Origin of the sequence: Rhodosalinus sp. K401, from assembly GCF_041365735.1 — a bacterium.
Lineage (GTDB): Bacteria > Pseudomonadota > Alphaproteobacteria > Rhodobacterales > Rhodobacteraceae > Rhodosalinus.
Genome location: NZ_JBGFSI010000029.1, coordinates 1 through 16,509 on the forward strand (window position 1 = coordinate 1; position 16,509 = coordinate 16,509).

A 16,509-nucleotide genomic window follows, 5' to 3' on the forward strand; every position below is an offset into this window, starting at 1 on the left:
AGCCGCCGGACGCGCGCGGGGGTGGTGGCGTGGGAACCACGTCACGCGCGGGCCTCCGTGTCTGCGGCATGCGCGACGCTCGCGTGCCGTCCTGACCGAATTTCGATCCGACCAACCTGCGCGACGTTGTCTTTTGGACTCGTGTGCGTCGGCGCCATCTGCCGCGTTCGTCGATCCGCGAGACGGAGGTCATCGCTCTTGCGGGCAGCTTCGGCTCGCGAACGTCACTGCCCGATCTTGGCGACTGCCCGCGCGAGCCGCACCCAGTCGGGGTTCGCAAGCTCCTCTCGGTACCGCAACGCCGGACGCACGTCCTCGGGCGCGAACCGGAACTCCGGTTGGAATTCGCGCACCATTCGTGTGAGCCGTGCATTGGACGGAGCGAAAACGTCCAGCACGCTTTCGTACTGCTTCCGCGTCAAGATGGTGTTCCGGCGATGGTCGCGTGCCTTCAACGCATGAGTGGCCGAAGCCACCAGATCCGGCGCAGGGCGCATCGGCCGCGTTATCCGTGCCGCAGCGTAGAACCCGAGCGGATCGGGTGACACGTTGGCCTGGCGCGCCTCGACCGGCTCCAGTTCAGCTGCAAGTTCCGGAGCGTCGGCGAGAGCCAGAAAGGCGCGAAGAAGGCCGCCCGGAGCCTCGCGGACCGTGTCGTAATCCCAAACGGTGACTTGTGCGGGCCGGAAACCTTGCAAGACGTGATCCAGCACCGCCGCGTGATCGAGCCAGACTCCCGAAGCCATGCCGGACGCGAGCGCATTGGCGACGAAATTGTCGAACGCCGGTGGCCGCGCGGCGGTCTTCGCCACCTGAAGCCAGAGCGATTGAAGGAACTCAGGCTGCCGCCGCGCAACGTAGAGCACGCGGACATCTTCGAACGTGGAGAGCCGTTCGGCGAGATCCGCCATGTTCACGCGCTGCGGGGCGCCGCGCGAGAATGGCTCTGCGCTCAGAATGAGAGTGCCGTTCCGCTCTGCACCGGTCTGCACGACGCGGTCCCAGAGACCGTTGGGCCCGCCCTTGCCGAAGTAATGCGCCGGGATTTCCGGAACGTCGATCCAGGGCGCCACGAGAATGTGGTGACCCGCGTTCGGACCGAGGTCGGGATAATGGATTTCCGCTTCCGCCAATTTCCGGCGATTGGCCTCAAGCGTGCGCTGCAGGAAACTCGTGCCTGTCTTGTGTGCGCCGATATGAAGAAGGATTTGTGCCATCAGAGCGTCTGGACGGGCACGTCGGCCCGCAGCCTGCGGCACGCCTCGATCCAGAAATCCTCTCGAAGCTGCCCGCGAAAGATCTGCGCGCCGCGGTCCAGTTCCGACGTCATGCGGAACTCCGGCTGCTCGGAGGCGATGCTGTCCTGCAATGTGTCATTCAGGGGCCTGAAGCGCTCGGTGCAGCGTTCGAGCTCCTCGCGCGAAAAAACGGTCGTGCGACGTTCCTTCCCGAAGACCGCGTCGATACTTTCCGTCATCGCGCGCACGAGACCTTGACCCGCGACGCGGGGCGCCGCGACCGCATTGGCCGCGAAGGTTGCAAGCGGGGAGGGCGAGACGTTCGAGCGGCCGGCGCCGAAAGGCGCCAGGGCCTCGGCACCGAATGGTGCGTCGAGTTCGCGCAACACCGCGCCTACGATCCCCCCCGCGTCCTGGACGGCCTTGTCGTAGGACAGGAACCGGATTTCCCGAGCATCGAAGCCGCGACGAAATTGCCGATGCAGAACGTTATAGTCGAGTGCAAGGCCGTCTACGATCGTGGCTTCGAGGGCATTCTCGAAGAAGCGCGGCCATGGGCCCGGATTCCGCTCGATCGAGATCTGCTGGTACACGGACTGAAGGAAGCTCGCTTGGTTTCGCAAGGTGCAGATAAGCCGAACCTCGTCGAAACCGTCGGTCAATGCGCGCAGTTCAGCCATGTCCACCTTCGCGGGCCTCAGGCGGGACAGCTCTTCGCTCGAGACGAATACCGTGGTGTCCGTCGGTCCGTAGGCTTTCGCCAGCCTGCGCCAGGCACCGCGCGCATCCTTTATTCCATAGGGCGCAGGCAGGCGTATCCAAGCCGAGGCAAGCCCGTGCTGTCCACGCGTGCGTCCTATGCGTGGAAACACGATTCCATGCCGGCGCAACACCCGCCGGTTCTGATAGAAAGTGTCCTGAACGTGGGTCGTTGCCGTCTTGTGCGTGCCCACGTGGATGAAGAGCCTCGACATGCGTGCGAAATCCGCTCTTAGCTCGTTTGGTCGAGGGTCATGGTCGGGATCATGCGGCGGCACTCGGACGGCGCGCCTTTTCGGTGCAATGCGCCGCCAGAACCTTCAGATATGCATCCCCCCACTGGCGCGAGGGCTCGAGCATCGCCTTTTCGGCCCACTCGTTCCAGGCATTCAGGAAAAGCTCACCGCGATAGGACCGGTCGAGGCGGTCGATCGAAAGCTGCCGAAGCCAGTACGCGAAGGCGGCAGGGTTGGCCCCGTACGCGATGTGCGCGGATAGTCCGCGTCGTGCCGTGTTGTCCCAACCCGGCATCACGCCGGCGATCGTGTTTTGCGGCAACCTTTTCGCGTGCCCGCGGGTTGCGGCGCGCCTTGCAACGGCTCGGTAGTCGTAGATCAGACCTTCGAACCCTGGTTCGGGCGTGAAATTGAGCCGGTTTCCCCCGGGACCGCCGAACAAGTAGTCGTCCGCCTCCACCAGACCGTGCGGAGGCATTTCCACCCAGAAATCGAAGACGGATTCCGGTACCGGATGCCGGCCCTTTACATGGAAGCGGACGGCTCCGAGTTCGACGTCGCCGATCCCCGCCTCGGTCCAGATCCGCCGCATCTCGGCAACGTTCGCGGCCGGCTCGGGCATGTCTTCGGGGCGGTAGATGACGAAGCGGGGTCTGCGGCCGTCCGGTCGCGCATACCGGGGGTCGGCAAAGAAGCGCACGAGATCCTTGGCCAACGCCGCGGCGAAGCCGGGTCGGTAGCTTTGGTCCAGGAGAATCTCGCCAGACAGCCCGTCCCAGTTCCGCCGCCACGACTCGTTTGCCCAGCAGAGATAGAAAGGAAATTCGATGTCGTTCCTTTCCAGGAGCGTCTCCATGGGGCGCTCCAGCATGCGCTTTCCATCAAACCAGTAGTGATAGACGCAGAATGCATCGATCCCGCAATCACGCGCCATCGCAGCCTGCGCCGCCAGGGTTTCCGGGACACGGAGGTCGTAGAAGCCGAGGTCGGCCGGCAACGCGGGCTGGCCGTGCCCGACGAAGACCGGCCGCGCATCCACCACGCTGCGCCACTCCGTGAAGCCTTTTCCCCACCACAGATCGTTCTCGGGCACCGGATGGAACTGCGGCAGGTAGAAAGCCGACACGAAGGACGGCCTGGTTGCCCGCCGTGTCACGTCCCGCGGCTTGTCAAGTTCGCTTGCCTGCCTCGGCTGCTGCCCTGCGGCGTGGGCAAGGTAACCCAGCGCGCGCTCCATGGCGTGCGCGGTCGTACCATCGACCTGCGAGGATTCCTCCTCGAAATCACCGTATGTGAGTCGCATTCCCCGGATCATGTCGAGCATCAGGGGCTTGACCCAATACATGGAGCCCGCCGGAAATCGCAGCGTGCCGGCATCCATTTGGATCTCCACCCTCTGAAGAAGATGCGCGGTCTTGCCGGTGTTGGATCCCCACCACCGGGTTCCGTCGTAGATCTGCCCATCGGCGACCCAGAAAGCGGCTTCTGGATCGGCCAGGAACGCCTCCAGCCTGCGTCGCGTGATCTCGGGGTCGTCAAGAACTCCCTTGATCAGGTGATTGCGCCAGACATCGCCATCCTGGCGATGGGGCGACTTCTTGGTATGGATCTTGCAGACCGCCTCGTAAGGCGCAAACGCGCCAGCGTTCACGAGATGCACGAATGGAAAGATGTCGCGACCGTGGTTCGGAACGCCGAGGAGGACGGCGTCCGGGAACGCCTGCTTGATCCGGGATTCCACGTCGCTCTTCCGCTTGAAGCGGACCACTGTCACGAAAAGATCGAACGGAATGGTCTGCCGCTCGAGATACCTCGCGATCTCGTCCCATAGGTCATGATAGTAGACGTGGACCAGCACCGCGAACCTCGCGGGTTTTGCCGGGAAATCCACGGGTCGCAGCACTGGCACGGGCGTCAGATCGAATTCCTCGACCAGGGGCAGATCTTTCGTGATCCGCTGTTCGTGACGGCCATGGTCTATGTAATGGAGGAAAGGTCGGGTGACGCTCCCCGTCAGGTCCGCGTTATGTCTGAGATACGCAAGCGGCGCGAACTCCGGGTTGGGCCGCAGGCCCGCCACTTCTCCGAACTGGACATAGTGCCGCTCCGGGAACATCCGGGTCAGCGGATGCATGTGCGGGTTCGTGGTCAGGTAGAAGTGCCTGTCGAAGAGCTGGCTGCGACGGATCTTGCGGACATAGGCGCGTTCCGCCGGGGTAAGAAAAAGAAGCCGGACCCCAAGGCGTGCACGTCTCAAGAAAGTCTTCATCATTACCCGGATCCTGCACCTTGGCGACAAGTCAGTAGCAAGCTGGATGTCCCGGCGCAATCTGGCTGCCGGGGCTATCGCTCCATGATCTGCTTGTGGTTCCTAATGAGCAGGAAAAGGCCGAGCGTCGCCAGAACCCCTGCGACGGAAAACACGTAAAGCGGTCGGACATGGACTGCCTCGTAGGTCGCGTAGAAGCCCTTGCGCATCTCGGTGACAACGCTCGCGACCGGATTAAGCATCAGGATATCCCGGTATTGGGCCGGTACGTCTTCCGGGATGAAAAGGACGGCGGACACCAGAAAGAGAGGGCGGTTCAGCACTGCCCAGACACGTTCCCAGATCTGGAATTGTGAAATCAGGTAGCAGTTCATGGTGCCGACGCCGAAAGCGAGCGAAACGCCCATGGCCATCGACAAAAAGATCGCGCTCCAGTCGAGGATCGGGTTGAGTCGGTAGATCAAGACGATGCCCCACAGGACAAGTGCCGAGACCACCAGGTTGGTGAGCGTGTTGAGTGCCACCCGGGCCACGAGCGCGTCGAGGAAGGTGACAGCGGGATATTCGAGCAGCGGCCGCGAGTATCGTATCGCGGTCGACGTCGTCTGGCTGACCGTCATGTAAAGCAGGAACGGCATGAAGCCCGTCGCGAAAAACAATGGAAAGTTGCTTCCAAGGCTTGGAGCGCGAAAAATCAGTTCGAAAACAACGCTCATGAGGGCGATCGCCGCGACCGGCTCTATGAGCGCCCAGAGGTAGCCTCCGGGCGATCGTCCGTAGGACGACTCCATCTCGCGAAGGATAAGCGCCGCTACAGAGCGGAAAAAGCGAAACTTGCGTTCCGGGAGGCTCGCTGACGTCGCTCGGTGGGTCATGTCGTCCAACGAAGTGACTGGAAAGCGCGGACGGATGTAGATATGCTCTCCATAGCCGGTCGGGGCAAGGAATTACCGGGGCATCGTGGCATCAGACTCTCCGAAATCGGGCCCTGGGGGCGGTTTGACGCCCCAGCAGCGGCGCCGTCGCCAGAAGATGCAGCAAGCCGGAAGTCCGGGGCCGGAAGTCCGGGTCGTGGAGATCGCGCCGGTCGCGCGCCCGGCCCGTATGCAACTGCGGCATTGGCTTGTCATTCTCAGCTTCCTGCTCGTCGTCGCGACGCCTACCGCGGTGGCCAGCGTGTATCTGTACGGAGAGGCGGTCGATCAATACGCCTCGCGCGTGGGATTCACCGTCAGGCGAGAGGAGGGCGGATCGGGGCTGGAGATCCTCGGCGGTTTGACCGAGCTGTCGGGGTCGAGTTCGACCGATACCGATATCCTCTACGAGTTCATCCAAAGCCAGGAACTCGTGGCCAAGGTCGACGCTGCCCTCGATCTCGAAAGGATTTATCAGAAGCCCGAGGGTGATCCGGTTTTCACGCTCAAGGAAAACGCGACCATAGAGGACAAGGTCGACTACTGGCGCCGCATGGTCCGCGTCTTCTACGATCCTGGAACGGGGCTCATAGAGGTGGAGACGCGCGCCTTCGCACCCGAGGATGCCCAGGCCATTGCGCAAAAGATCTTCGAGCTCTCCAGCGACATGATCAACGAACTCTCGGCCGTGGCGGCGAGCGATCTTACCCGCTACGCGCGCGACGAACTCGATCAGGCCGCTCAGCGGCTCAAGGACGCGCGGCTCGCTGTGACGCGGTTCAGGAACGAACAGCAGATCGTGGATCCGCAGGCCGATATCCAGGGGCAGATGGGTCTCTTGAGCAGCCTGCAGGCGCAACTCGCGGCAGCGCTTATCGAAATGGATATCATATCGTCCTCAGCTCAAGACGGCGACCCGCGTCTCGCCCAGTCGCGCCGCCGGATCGAGGTGATTCAGAACCGCATCGCCGATGAGCGTCGCAAGCTGGGAGTTGTCGGATCGGGCGAAGGCAGCACGGCGTATGCGGATCTCATAGGCCAGTTCGAATCCCTTCAGGTCGACCGGGAGTTCGCGGAGCAGTCCTACCTGTCCGCGCTCTCGGCCTACGACGCGGCCGTCGCCGAAGCTCGCCGCAAAAGTCGCTATCTTGCAGCGTATGTGCGGCCCACGCTCGCTGAATCGGCCGAGTATCCACGCCGCGCGACCCTCCTAGCGGTCATCGCTCTCGGGCTTTTCGGGGCATGGTGCATGGCGGTTCTGATCGCCTACAGCCTCCGCGACCGTCGCTGACACAATGGTTCGCCTGGAGCGCGTCTCGAAGACCTTCGGCGCCGGCCGCGACCGCAGGATCATCTGCGAAAAGGTGGATGCGGTGTTTCCGGCAGGCGCGTGCGTTGCACTTCTGGGACGCAACGGTGCGGGCAAGTCCACGTTGCTGCGAATGATCGGCGGATCGACGTCTCCCGACAGCGGGCGGATCGTGATAGACGGCAGCGTCTCGTGGCCGGTCGGCTTCCAGGGCAGTTTTCATCCCGATCTGACGGGTGAGCAGAACACACGCTTCGTTGCGCGGATCTACGGTGTCGAGACGCAGGACCTCATAGACTTCGCGCTCGACTTCTCGGAACTCGGACGCCAGTTCCAGAAGCCTGTGCGCCACTACTCGGCCGGGATGAAAGCGCGTCTCGCCTTCGCTATGTCGATGGGCATTCGGTTCGACACCTATCTCATTGACGAGGTGACAGCGGTAGGCGACGCGGGGTTCCGGAACAAGAGCGATGCCGTCCTGCGAGAGCGCCTGAAGACGTCGGGGGCTATCGTGGTCAGTCATTCGATGAGCATGATCCAGGGCCTGTGTACTGCCGGCGCGGTGCTGGAAGCGGGCGGGCTGGTGTGGTTCGACGATATCTCCGCGGCGATTCGGCGGCATCAGGCCAACATGTCCCAGCCGGCCTGAAGCGCAGGGCTTGCGGCGGAGCGCGGCTCGGCATAGCTCCGAACTGCCGCCGTGCCGGAGACCATCGCCCAATGAGCCCCCCGCCCTCCTCGATCGCCGCCAGCGCCACCGCGCGCCGCGTCATATCGGTGGAGGCCGACGCGCTCGCGCGGCTCGCGGCGGAGCTGCCGGAGGCGTTCGACGCCGCGGTGGCGGCGATCCTCGCCGCGCAGGGCCGCGTGATCGTGTCGGGCATCGGCAAGTCGGGGCATGTGGGCCACAAGATCGCTGCCACGCTCGCCTCCACCGGGACGCCGGCGCTCTTCGTCCACCCGTCCGAGGCGAGCCACGGCGATCTAGGAATGATCGCGCAGGGCGACGTCTGCCTGCTGCTGTCCAATTCCGGCGAGACGGCGGAACTGCGCGATACACTCGCCTATGTGCGGCGGTTTTCGATCCCGCTCGTCGCCATTTCCTCGCGTGCCGACAGCACGCTCATGGGCGCCGCCGACCATGCGCTCCTGCTGCCGGACGCGCCGGAGGCCTGCGCCATCGGCATGGCGCCCACCACCTCCACCACCATGGCCATGGCGCTGGGCGACGCGCTCGCCGTCGCGCTGATGGAGGCGCGCGGCTTCCGGGCCGAGGATTTCCGCATGTTCCACCCGGGCGGCAAGCTCGGCGCGCAGCTCGCGCGTGTCGACCAGCTGATGCACGGCGCCGCGGCCGTGCCGGCCGTCGCGCCCGATGCGCCCATGTCCGAGACGCTGCTGGCCATGACCTCGGGCGGGTTCGGGATCGCCGCCGTGCTCGACACCGACCGCCGCGTGAGCGGCGTCATCACCGACGGCGACCTGCGCCGCAGCATGGACGGGCTGATGTCGCGGACCGCCGGAGAGGTCGCCACGCCGGACCCGGTGACGGTCGCGCCCGACATGCTGGCCGCAGAGGCGCTGGCGCTGATGAACGCGCGCAAGATCACCGTTCTTCTCGTGGCGGACGCGGCGCGGCATCCGCTGGGCGTGCTGCACATCCACGATCTTCTGCGCGCGGGCGTGGCATGAGCGTGGCGATCCTGATCCCCGCGCGCTACGCCTCCACGCGCTATCCCGGCAAGCCGTTGGCCGAGATCGCGCTGCCCGACGGCACCCGCAAAAGCCTCATCCGCCTGTCCTGGGAGGCCGCGCAGGCCGTGCCCGGCATCGACGCGGTTCATGTGCTCACCGACGACGCGCGCATCCGCGACGCGGCCCTGGGTTTCGGCGCCTCCGTGGTGATGACATCGCCCGATTGCCGCAACGGCACCGAGCGCTGCGCCGAAGCGGCCGAGCGCATCGGCGCGGAGATCGTCGTGAACCTGCAGGGCGACGCGCCGCTGACGCCGCCCTGGTTCGTCGAGGCGCTCGTGGCCGAGATGCGCGCCGCGCCCGGGGTGCAGGTGGCCACGCCCGTGCTGCGCTGCGACGCGACCACCTACGCGCACTTCACCGAGGATCGCCGCCAGGGCCGGGTGGGCGGCACGACGGCCGTCTTCGACGTGCACGGCGACGCGCTTTACTTCTCGAAGGAAGTGATCCCCTGGCTCGATTCGGCGAAGATCGCGGGCGCGCCGCCGGTCTGGCATCACGTCGGCGTCTACGCTTACCGGCAGGCGGCGCTTTCGGCCTATCGCGCCTGGCCCGTGGGGCGGCTCGAAGGGCTGGAGGGGCTGGAGCAGTTGCGCTTTCTAGAGCATGGGCAGAAAATCCGCTGCGTGGAGGTCGAGGCGCATGGCCGCGTCTTCTGGGAACTCAACAATCCCGCCGACATCCCCCGGATCGAGGCGGCGCTGAGAGAGATGGCATGACCCGCATCGTCACCGCAGGCGACATCGAGATAGGGGGCGACCGCCCCGTCGCGCTCATCACCGGGCCCTGCCAGCTCGAAAGCCTCGACCATGCCCGGATGATGGCCGAGCGCATCGCAGAGGCCTGCGCGCCCACCGGGACGCGCTTCGTCTTCAAGGCGAGCTACGACAAGGCGAACCGGTCGTCCCTCGGCACGGCGCGCGGCCTCGGCATGGAGGCGGGGCTCGAGATCCTCGGCCGTATCCGCGAGGAATTCGGCGTTCCGATCCTGACCGACGTGCATGAGCCCGGGCATTGCGCGCCCGCCGCCGAGGTCTGCGACGTGCTCCAGATCCCGGCCTTCCTCTGCCGCCAGACCGACCTCCTGCTGGCCGCCGGAGAGACGGGACGCGCGATCAACGTGAAGAAGGGCCAGTTCCTCGCGCCCTGGGACATGGCCAACGTCGCGGCCAAGATCGCCTCCACTGGTAACGAGCGCATCCTGCTCTGCGAGCGCGGCACGAGCTTCGGCTACAACACGCTTGTCACCGATTTCCGCGCGCTGCCGATCATGGCGCGGACGGGCTACCCGGTGGTCTTCGACGCCACCCATTCGGTGCAGCAGCCCGGCGGGCAGGGCGCCACGAGCGGTGGCCAGCGCGAGTTCGCGCCGGTGCTCGCCCGCGCCGCCTGTGCCGTGGGCGTCTCGGCGGTGTTCCTCGAGACGCACCAGGACCCCGACAACGCGCCCTCGGACGGGCCGAACATGATCCCGGTGGACGACCTCGCCCCCATCATCGCCCGCCTGCGCGCCTTCGACGCGCTGGCCAAGGAGGGCGCGGTCTGATGCCAGACAGGCCGATGCGGCGCCCCCGTGCGGTGTCAGTCTTGTCGAGGTCCGGAACAGCTACTCCAAAGGCGGTCAAGGCTTTCGGCCCGGGCATATGAGATCCGCCGATCTTCGCAAATCGCGGGCTGCACCCCGCGCTTGTATGCAACGAAGCGATCATAATACCGTCGTGCCGTCGCGGTCGACCTTTCGGAGCCCATGTTGATCGAAACGGCCAGAAGCCCGGCCCGGCTGTGCATCCTGTTGGCGCTTTACGACGGCGAAGCGTATCTGGAAGAACAGCTCGACAGCTATCTGAACCAGGGTTTTTCCGACTGGTCCCTGCTCGTTTCCGATGACGGCTCGACCGACTCCAGCCTTGCGATCCTTCATCGCTTCGCGGAACGGACTCCAGATCATGACGTCCGGGTTCTTCGCGGGCCGGGCACTTCTTTCAGCGGAAACTTTCTGCATTTGCTCAGGCAAGTCAGCTCCGAGCACGAGTTCGTCGCGCTCTCCGATCAAGACGACGTGTGGTACCCGGAAAAATTGCAGCGCGCCGTGACCCGCCTCGCGGACGTGCCTGCCGACGTCCCTTGCCTCTATGCCGCGCGCACGCGCGTTTGCGACGTCGCCTTGCGACCGCTCGGGCTGTCGAGAGAGTTTTCGCGCGCGCCGTCCTTCCGGAACGCTCTGGTGCAAAGCATCGGCGGGGGCAACACGATGGTGCTGAACCGGGCCGCGGTCATGCTTGCGAAGCGCGCCCTGGTCGCCACCGAGCGTGTCGTCGCGCATGACTGGTGGTTGTATCAACTGGTGTCGGGCGCGGGCGGGACCGTTCTCTACGATCCTGCGCCGGCGCTGGACTACAGACAGCACGGCGGCAACTTGATCGGTGAGAACCGGTCCCTGAGCGCCGCGTGGCTGCGATTGGCGGGTATCCTCGGTGGTCGCTTCCGAAGCTGGAACGAGATCAATGCAGAAGCGCTTGCCGTCGCGCGCCCTTTGCTCACCTCGGAGGCCCGAAAGGTCATCGAGAACTACGCGGCTGCACGGCAAGCGCCGACACCTTTCGCACGGCTGCGAGGGTTGCGGGCATCGGGGGTATGGCGACAGGGTCGGCTGGGGACGGCCGCGCTCCATGTGGCCTGTCTGCTGCGGCTGTTGTGACGCCCCTGCGCAAAGTGCTGACAGACTTTCCGCGCCCTGCTACGACGTGACCGCGGTAAGTGTTGGAACGTGTGTGGCCAATGGTCCGGAGCGAGGCGGGTTGAAGATTGAAGAAACGTCACTGCCCGGCGTGATGATCCTTACGCCGAGGCGTTTCGAGGATGCCCGGGGCTTTTTCTGCGAGGTGTGGAACAAGCAGCGCCTGCGCGAGAACGGGCTGGACTTCGAGTTCGTTCAGGACAACCAGTCAATCAGCCGCGCCATCGGCGTGATCAGGGGGTTGCACGCCCAGGCGCCTCCGCATGCGCAGGACAAGCTCGTCCGAGTTGGCCACGGCGCCGTTCTCGATGTCGCGGTTGATATCCGTGTGGGCTCTCCGAGCTTCGGGAAATGGGTCGGTGTGGAACTGTCGGCCGATAACGGGCGGCAGCTTCTGATCCCGAAGGGGTTCCTGCATGGCTTCGTGACTCTGTCGGACGAGGTCGAGCTGCTTTACAAGTGTTCCGATTATTATGCGCCGGACTGCGAGATTTCCGTGCGTTTCGACGACAGTCAGCTGGGAATCGACTGGGGCTCGCGGGCCGCGTCACCCATCCTGTCCGACAAGGATCTGGAGGCGCCTGCCTTCGCGGAGATTGAAAGCCCGTTCCGGTACGAGGGTCAGAAATGAAGCTGCTGGTGACCGGAGGCGCCGGGTTCATCGGCTCTGCAGTCATTCGTCTTGCGGTGGCGCGTGGTCATGAAGTGGTGAACGTGGATGCGCTGACCTACGCCGCCTGTCTCGAGAATGTCGGGCCCGTCGCGGACGCGCCCGGCTACTGCTTCGAACATGCCGATATCTGCGATGCGCCCCGGATACGAGACGTGTTCGAACGCCATCGGCCCGACGCGGTGTTGCATCTGGCCGCGGAAAGCCATGTAGACCGGTCGATAGACGGACCTTCGGCATTCATTCGCACGAATGTGGACGGGACAGGCACGCTGCTGGAAGCCGCTCGGGCTTACTGGGAAAGCCGCGGCCGCCCCTCCGATTTCCGGTTTCATCATGTTTCCACCGACGAAGTCTATGGATCTCTCGGCCCCGAGGGGCGCTTCACGGAGGCAACGCCTTATGCGCCGCGCAGCCCCTATTCGGCCTCCAAGGCTGCGTCGGATCACCTCGTGCGTGCCTGGCACGAGACCTATGGGCTTCCGGTGCTCGTGACGAACTGTTCCAACAATTACGGCCCCTATCAATTTCCGGAAAAGCTCATACCCGTCGTGATCCTGAACGCGATCGCCGAGCGGCCCATACCCGTTTACGGCACCGGCGAGAACGTCCGCGACTGGCTCTTCGTGGAAGACCATGCCGAGGCGCTGCTTCTGGTTCTGCAAAGAGGCGAAGTCGGGCGGACTTACAACATCGGTGGCGACGCCGAGGCGCGCAACATCGATCTTGTCCGTATGATCTGTGCCATCCTCGATGCGCAGCAGCCACGCGCCAAAGGGAGCTACTCGGATCTCGTGTCTTTCGTGACCGACCGTCCCGGCCACGATCTGCGCTACGCCATCGACGCGACGCGCATCCGCGACGAGCTGGGCTGGCAACCCGCCCTGGGCCTCGAAGAGGGGCTCGTCCGGACGGTGGAGTGGTACCTTGCCAACAAGCCCTGGTGGCGCGGGCTTCAGTCGCGCGAAGGCGTGGGCGAGCGCCTGGGTCAGGGCCGATGACCGTGCTCGTGTTCGGGGCGGATGGACAGGTCGGCCGCGAACTGGCGGCGCTGCCGGGCGTTGTCGCGCTCGACAGGGCGGCGGCGGATCTTTCTCGGCCCGGCGCGTGCGCGCAGGTAATCCGGGAAGCTCGCCCCGGTGCGGTCATCAACGCCGCGGCATACACGGCTGTGGATCGCGCCGAGGAGGAGGAGGCTCTCGCAACCGTCGTGAACGGCGAGGCACCGGGTGCGATGGCATGCGCGGCGGCCGAACTGGGCATCCCGTTCGTGCACATATCGACCGACTACGTTTTCGCGGGCACCGGGGATCGGCCATGGCGACCCGCGGACGAAGCGCACCCCGTATCGGCCTATGGCCGGAGCAAGCTTGCCGGCGAGGCGGCGATCCGTGCGGCCGGTGGAACATGGGCGATATTGCGGACCTCTTGGGTTTTTGCCGGCCGCGGGCGAAATTTCGTCGCAACCATTCTTCGCCTCTCGGCCGATAGGGACCGGCTTGCGATCGTTGCGGACCAGGTCGGGGGGCCGACGCCCGCTTCGGCAATCGCAGAGGCGACGCATCTCATGGCGTCGCGGCTCGTCGATACACCGGCACTTGGGGGCCTCTACCATTTCTCCGGCGCGCCAGATGTGAGCTGGGCGGGCTTCGCCAGGGCAATTCTGGCCGCGACGGAGCGCGACGTCGAAGTGGAAGAGATAACGACCGCGCAATTTCCGACCCCGGCGCGCCGACCGCAGAATTCGCGCCTCGATTGCTCGGAGGTGGAAGCCGTCTTCGGCATCAAGCGGCCCGACTGGCGGGCCGCGCTCCCCGAGGTCGTTTATAGACTGGAGAATGGCAGAGCATGACTGAACGCAAGGGTATCATTCTGGCCGGAGGATCCGGAACGCGCCTCTATCCGCTCACGACGGGCGTGTCCAAACAGCTGATGCCGGTCTACGACAAGCCAATGATCTACTATCCCTTGTCGGTGCTGATGCTGACCGGCATCCGGGAGATCGCGATCATCACCACGGCAGTGGACGAGGAACAGTTCCGCCGTGTGCTGGGCGACGGCAGCCAGTGGGGCTTGTCGCTGAACTACGTGGTGCAGCCGTCGCCGGACGGGCTCGCGCAGGCCTATATCCTGGCAAGGGCTTTTCTGGCAGGTGCGCCGAGCGTGATGGTTCTGGGCGACAACATCTTCTACGGCCACGGGCTTACCCAGCTTCTGCAGGAAGCGAACGCGAAATCGTCTCGCGGAACCGTCTTCGGATGTCGCGTTCATGACCCTCAGCGATATGGCGTTGTCGCGATGGACGAAAGCGGCCGCCCGACCGCAATCATCGAAAAGCCGAAAGTGCCGCCCTCCGATTATGCCGTAACGGGGCTTTACTTTCTCGACGAAACGGCGCCCGAGCGCGCGGAGGCGCTCACCCCGTCCGAGCGGGGCGAACTGGAAATCACCTGTCTGCTCCAGACCTATCTCGACGAGGGCGCGCTGGATATCGCGCGGCTCGGGCGGGGCTATGCCTGGCTGGACACGGGAACACACGCATCATTGCTCGACGCCGGCAATTTCGTTCGCACGCTTCAGTTGCGGCAGGGCATGCAATGCGGCTGTCCGGAAGAAATCGCGTTTGATCAGGGATGGATTGATTCCGCCGCGCTGGAGTCGCAGGCGGCGCGCTACGGCAAGTCGGCCTATGGGGAATACTTGCGCAAATTGGTGCAGCACGGGAAACACTGGTGACGCATCTCGCGACAACTTTCGCGGGTGACGTTAGGTCAGCTATCCTGATTATTCAAATCGCCATCAAGAGCGGGCTATAGCTTTGTCCGGGAAGGTCAATTCGACCGAAGCCCGCGCATACGCACTCTTGATCAGGACGAGATGTAGATGTCTTACACGATAACCTATCAGGGGCCGGATCCCTTCTTCTTCGACACGGCCTTCTTCGACCAGGATGGAAACTTCGACGTTGAAGCGCTCAGTTCTTCATCGACGAGCATTGTCCTGGAGAACGCGGCGACTGGTGCGGTAACGACCCTCACGGGGGCCGGATTCGCCCTCGATCCCGTCACGGGCGAGCCGACCGCGGGGACGATATCTTCCATCGACTTTTCCCAGAACGGTGTGTCTGTCGCGGACATCACGGGGCTCGACTGGCCGCTTGTGGATTTTGCCGCCGCGCTGGATGCCCTCGAGGCGGACAATGACGGCCCGCTCAACACGCTTCTGAGCGGTGACGCGATCGTGTTCGACGGCTCCGGCGCCTCGGCCGGCGCCGATTTCGGGCTTCCGGGCGTGACGTCCCAGCTCACGATCACAGGCACGCAGTTCGATGACTTTCTCGAAGGTGGCGACGGCGACGACCTGATCGCGACAGGCGACAACAACGGCTCCGACGTGATCGTTGGCGGACTCGGAGACGACACGTTCGTCCTGACCGACATGGCCACCGGCTTTTTGGACCTCGTTTACTTCGATGTGGCCACGGCCATTTCGGCGTCGATCGACGGGGTCGCCAACACCGGCTCGGTCGACAAGGGCGCAGCCGGCACCGACACGCTGACCGATGTCGCCACGGCGCTCGGCGCGGACGGGTTGGCGATCTACGGGACGGATCTGGGCGACAGCTTCACCCTGAACGTCGCCGCGGGTCAGTTCCTAGCCGTGCGGGGTGCGCAGGGCGCCGACAGCTACGATGTCACGAACGTGGGCGGTACGGTGCGACTCGACTTCCGAGGCGGCACCAACGGCATCGACGTCGATCTTTCCACCGGTACGATCGCCGACGACGGCTTCGGCAACGCCGAGACGCTCACCGGCGCGGTCACCGAGGTGCGGGCGACGATGAACGACGACGTCGTGACCGGCGGAGACGCGGACGAACGCTTCATCCTCCAGGCGGGCAACGACATCGTGGACGGCGGGGCCGGGACAGACACGCTCCGGTTCGATCGCTCGCGCGTCGACTCCCCGGTGGCCGTCGATCTCAAAGGTGGTACCGCGACGGGTAGCTGGGAGGGTCAGGCGTTTTCCTACACCGTCAGCAATATCGAGAACGTTCGCGGCTCCGTTTTCGACGACAGCCTGACGGGCGACAGCGAAGGCAACCGCCTCGAGGGGAACGCCGGTAACGACATGCTCACGGGCGGGGACGGCAATGACACGCTCCTCGGCGGCGAAGGGATCGATACCGCCGTCTTCGGGGTCGCCAGCACGGATATCTCGGGCACCGATCTTGGCGACGGGGACCTCGAGATTGTCTCGTCCGAAGGGACAGATTTCGTCTCGGGCGTCGAGAATTTCGTCTTCACCGATGGAACGCTGACGGCCGCGGACGTGGTGACGCTGATCTCCTCCCGGGTCTTTGACGGGACTTCCGGCGCTGACAGCATCCTCGGAGGCGCTGGAGACGACACGATAAACGGCTTCGGCGGAGACGATACGCTGGACGGCGGTTCGGGCAACGATCTCGTGCAGGGCGGGCCTGGCGACGATCGTCTCACGGACGGTCGCGGTGTCGATACCGTCGATGGCGGCCCGGGCAACGACACCTTCGCGCGCAACCTCGATTTCTTCGACTCCTTCTCCATCGTGCCGGTGGCAGATCTCGCGCAGGGCCGGTTCTA

The 16,509-nt window shown here is 64.7% G+C and carries 15 protein-coding genes; 11 read left to right on the forward strand and 4 right to left on the reverse strand.

Going from position 1 to position 16,509, the window contains the following annotated elements:
- Positions 1-224: 224 nt before the first annotated feature.
- The 4 genes from AB6A66_RS17060 to AB6A66_RS17075 form a co-directional block, all read right to left on the reverse strand.
- Positions 225-1,259, reverse strand: a complete 1,035-nt coding sequence (locus AB6A66_RS17060) for a hypothetical protein (protein ID WP_371056828.1) — start codon at positions 1,257-1,259, stop codon at positions 225-227.
- On the reverse strand, positions 1,217-2,212 hold the full coding sequence (locus tag AB6A66_RS17065) for a hypothetical protein (protein ID WP_371056829.1): 996 nt from the start codon (positions 2,210-2,212) through the stop codon (positions 1,217-1,219). Before AB6A66_RS17065 ends, AB6A66_RS17060 begins: the two co-directional genes overlap by 43 nt.
- 49 nt (positions 2,213-2,261) lie before the next feature.
- Positions 2,262-4,505: a glycoside hydrolase family 99-like domain-containing protein gene (locus AB6A66_RS17070; RefSeq protein ID WP_371056830.1), complete on the reverse strand. Its 2,244-nt coding sequence runs from the start codon at positions 4,503-4,505 to the stop codon at positions 2,262-2,264.
- Positions 4,506-4,576: 71 nt separating this feature from the next.
- Positions 4,577-5,377 carry an ABC transporter permease gene (locus AB6A66_RS17075; RefSeq protein WP_371056841.1) on the reverse strand — a complete coding sequence of 267 codons (801 nt, stop codon included), beginning with the start codon at positions 5,375-5,377 and terminating at the stop codon, positions 4,577-4,579.
- Between the two features lie 196 nt (positions 5,378-5,573).
- On the opposite strand from AB6A66_RS17075, the gene AB6A66_RS17080 reads away from it, so the two are divergent.
- From AB6A66_RS17080 to AB6A66_RS17130, 11 genes are all read left to right on the forward strand, one after another.
- On the forward strand, positions 5,574-6,707 hold the full coding sequence (locus AB6A66_RS17080) for a sugar transporter (protein ID WP_371056831.1): 1,134 nt from the start codon (positions 5,574-5,576) through the stop codon (positions 6,705-6,707).
- A 4-nt stretch (positions 6,708-6,711) separates the two neighbouring features.
- The gene (locus tag AB6A66_RS17085) at positions 6,712-7,374 is read left to right on the forward strand and encodes an ABC transporter ATP-binding protein (protein ID WP_371056832.1); all 663 of its coding nucleotides are present in this window, start codon (positions 6,712-6,714) and stop codon (positions 7,372-7,374) included.
- Between the two features lie 71 nt (positions 7,375-7,445).
- Positions 7,446-8,417 carry an SIS domain-containing protein gene (locus AB6A66_RS17090; protein ID WP_371056833.1) on the forward strand — a complete coding sequence of 324 codons (972 nt, stop codon included), beginning with the start codon at positions 7,446-7,448 and terminating at the stop codon, positions 8,415-8,417.
- Positions 8,414-9,199, forward strand: a complete 786-nt coding sequence (locus AB6A66_RS17095; RefSeq protein ID WP_371056834.1) for a 3-deoxy-manno-octulosonate cytidylyltransferase — start codon at positions 8,414-8,416, stop codon at positions 9,197-9,199. Before AB6A66_RS17090 ends, AB6A66_RS17095 begins: the two co-directional genes overlap by 4 nt.
- Positions 9,196-10,026: a 3-deoxy-8-phosphooctulonate synthase gene (gene kdsA / locus AB6A66_RS17100; RefSeq protein WP_371056835.1), complete on the forward strand. Its 831-nt coding sequence runs from the start codon at positions 9,196-9,198 to the stop codon at positions 10,024-10,026. The genes AB6A66_RS17095 and kdsA overlap by 4 nt, the downstream gene beginning before the upstream one ends.
- A gap of 201 nt (positions 10,027-10,227) precedes the next feature.
- Positions 10,228-11,178, forward strand: coding sequence for a glycosyltransferase family 2 protein (locus AB6A66_RS17105; RefSeq protein ID WP_371056836.1), 951 nt, complete (start codon positions 10,228-10,230; stop codon positions 11,176-11,178).
- Between the two features lie 100 nt (positions 11,179-11,278).
- Positions 11,279-11,848, forward strand: coding sequence for a dTDP-4-dehydrorhamnose 3,5-epimerase (gene rfbC / locus AB6A66_RS17110; protein ID WP_371056837.1), 570 nt, complete (start codon positions 11,279-11,281; stop codon positions 11,846-11,848).
- Complete coding sequence (gene rfbB, locus AB6A66_RS17115) at positions 11,845-12,888, forward strand: dTDP-glucose 4,6-dehydratase (RefSeq protein ID WP_371056838.1); 1,044 nt, start codon at positions 11,845-11,847, stop codon at positions 12,886-12,888. Before rfbC ends, rfbB begins: the two co-directional genes overlap by 4 nt.
- Positions 12,885-13,739 (forward strand): dTDP-4-dehydrorhamnose reductase, encoded by an 855-nt coding sequence (rfbD, locus tag AB6A66_RS17120; protein WP_371039402.1) that lies wholly within the window; start codon positions 12,885-12,887, stop codon positions 13,737-13,739. Before rfbB ends, rfbD begins: the two co-directional genes overlap by 4 nt.
- Positions 13,736-14,623, forward strand: coding sequence for a glucose-1-phosphate thymidylyltransferase RfbA (gene rfbA, locus AB6A66_RS17125; protein WP_371056839.1), 888 nt, complete (start codon positions 13,736-13,738; stop codon positions 14,621-14,623). The genes rfbD and rfbA overlap by 4 nt, the downstream gene beginning before the upstream one ends.
- A 147-nt stretch (positions 14,624-14,770) precedes the next feature.
- Positions 14,771-16,509, forward strand: a 1,739-nt coding sequence (locus AB6A66_RS17130) for a calcium-binding protein (RefSeq protein ID WP_371056840.1), incomplete at its 3' end; no start/stop codon positions are given.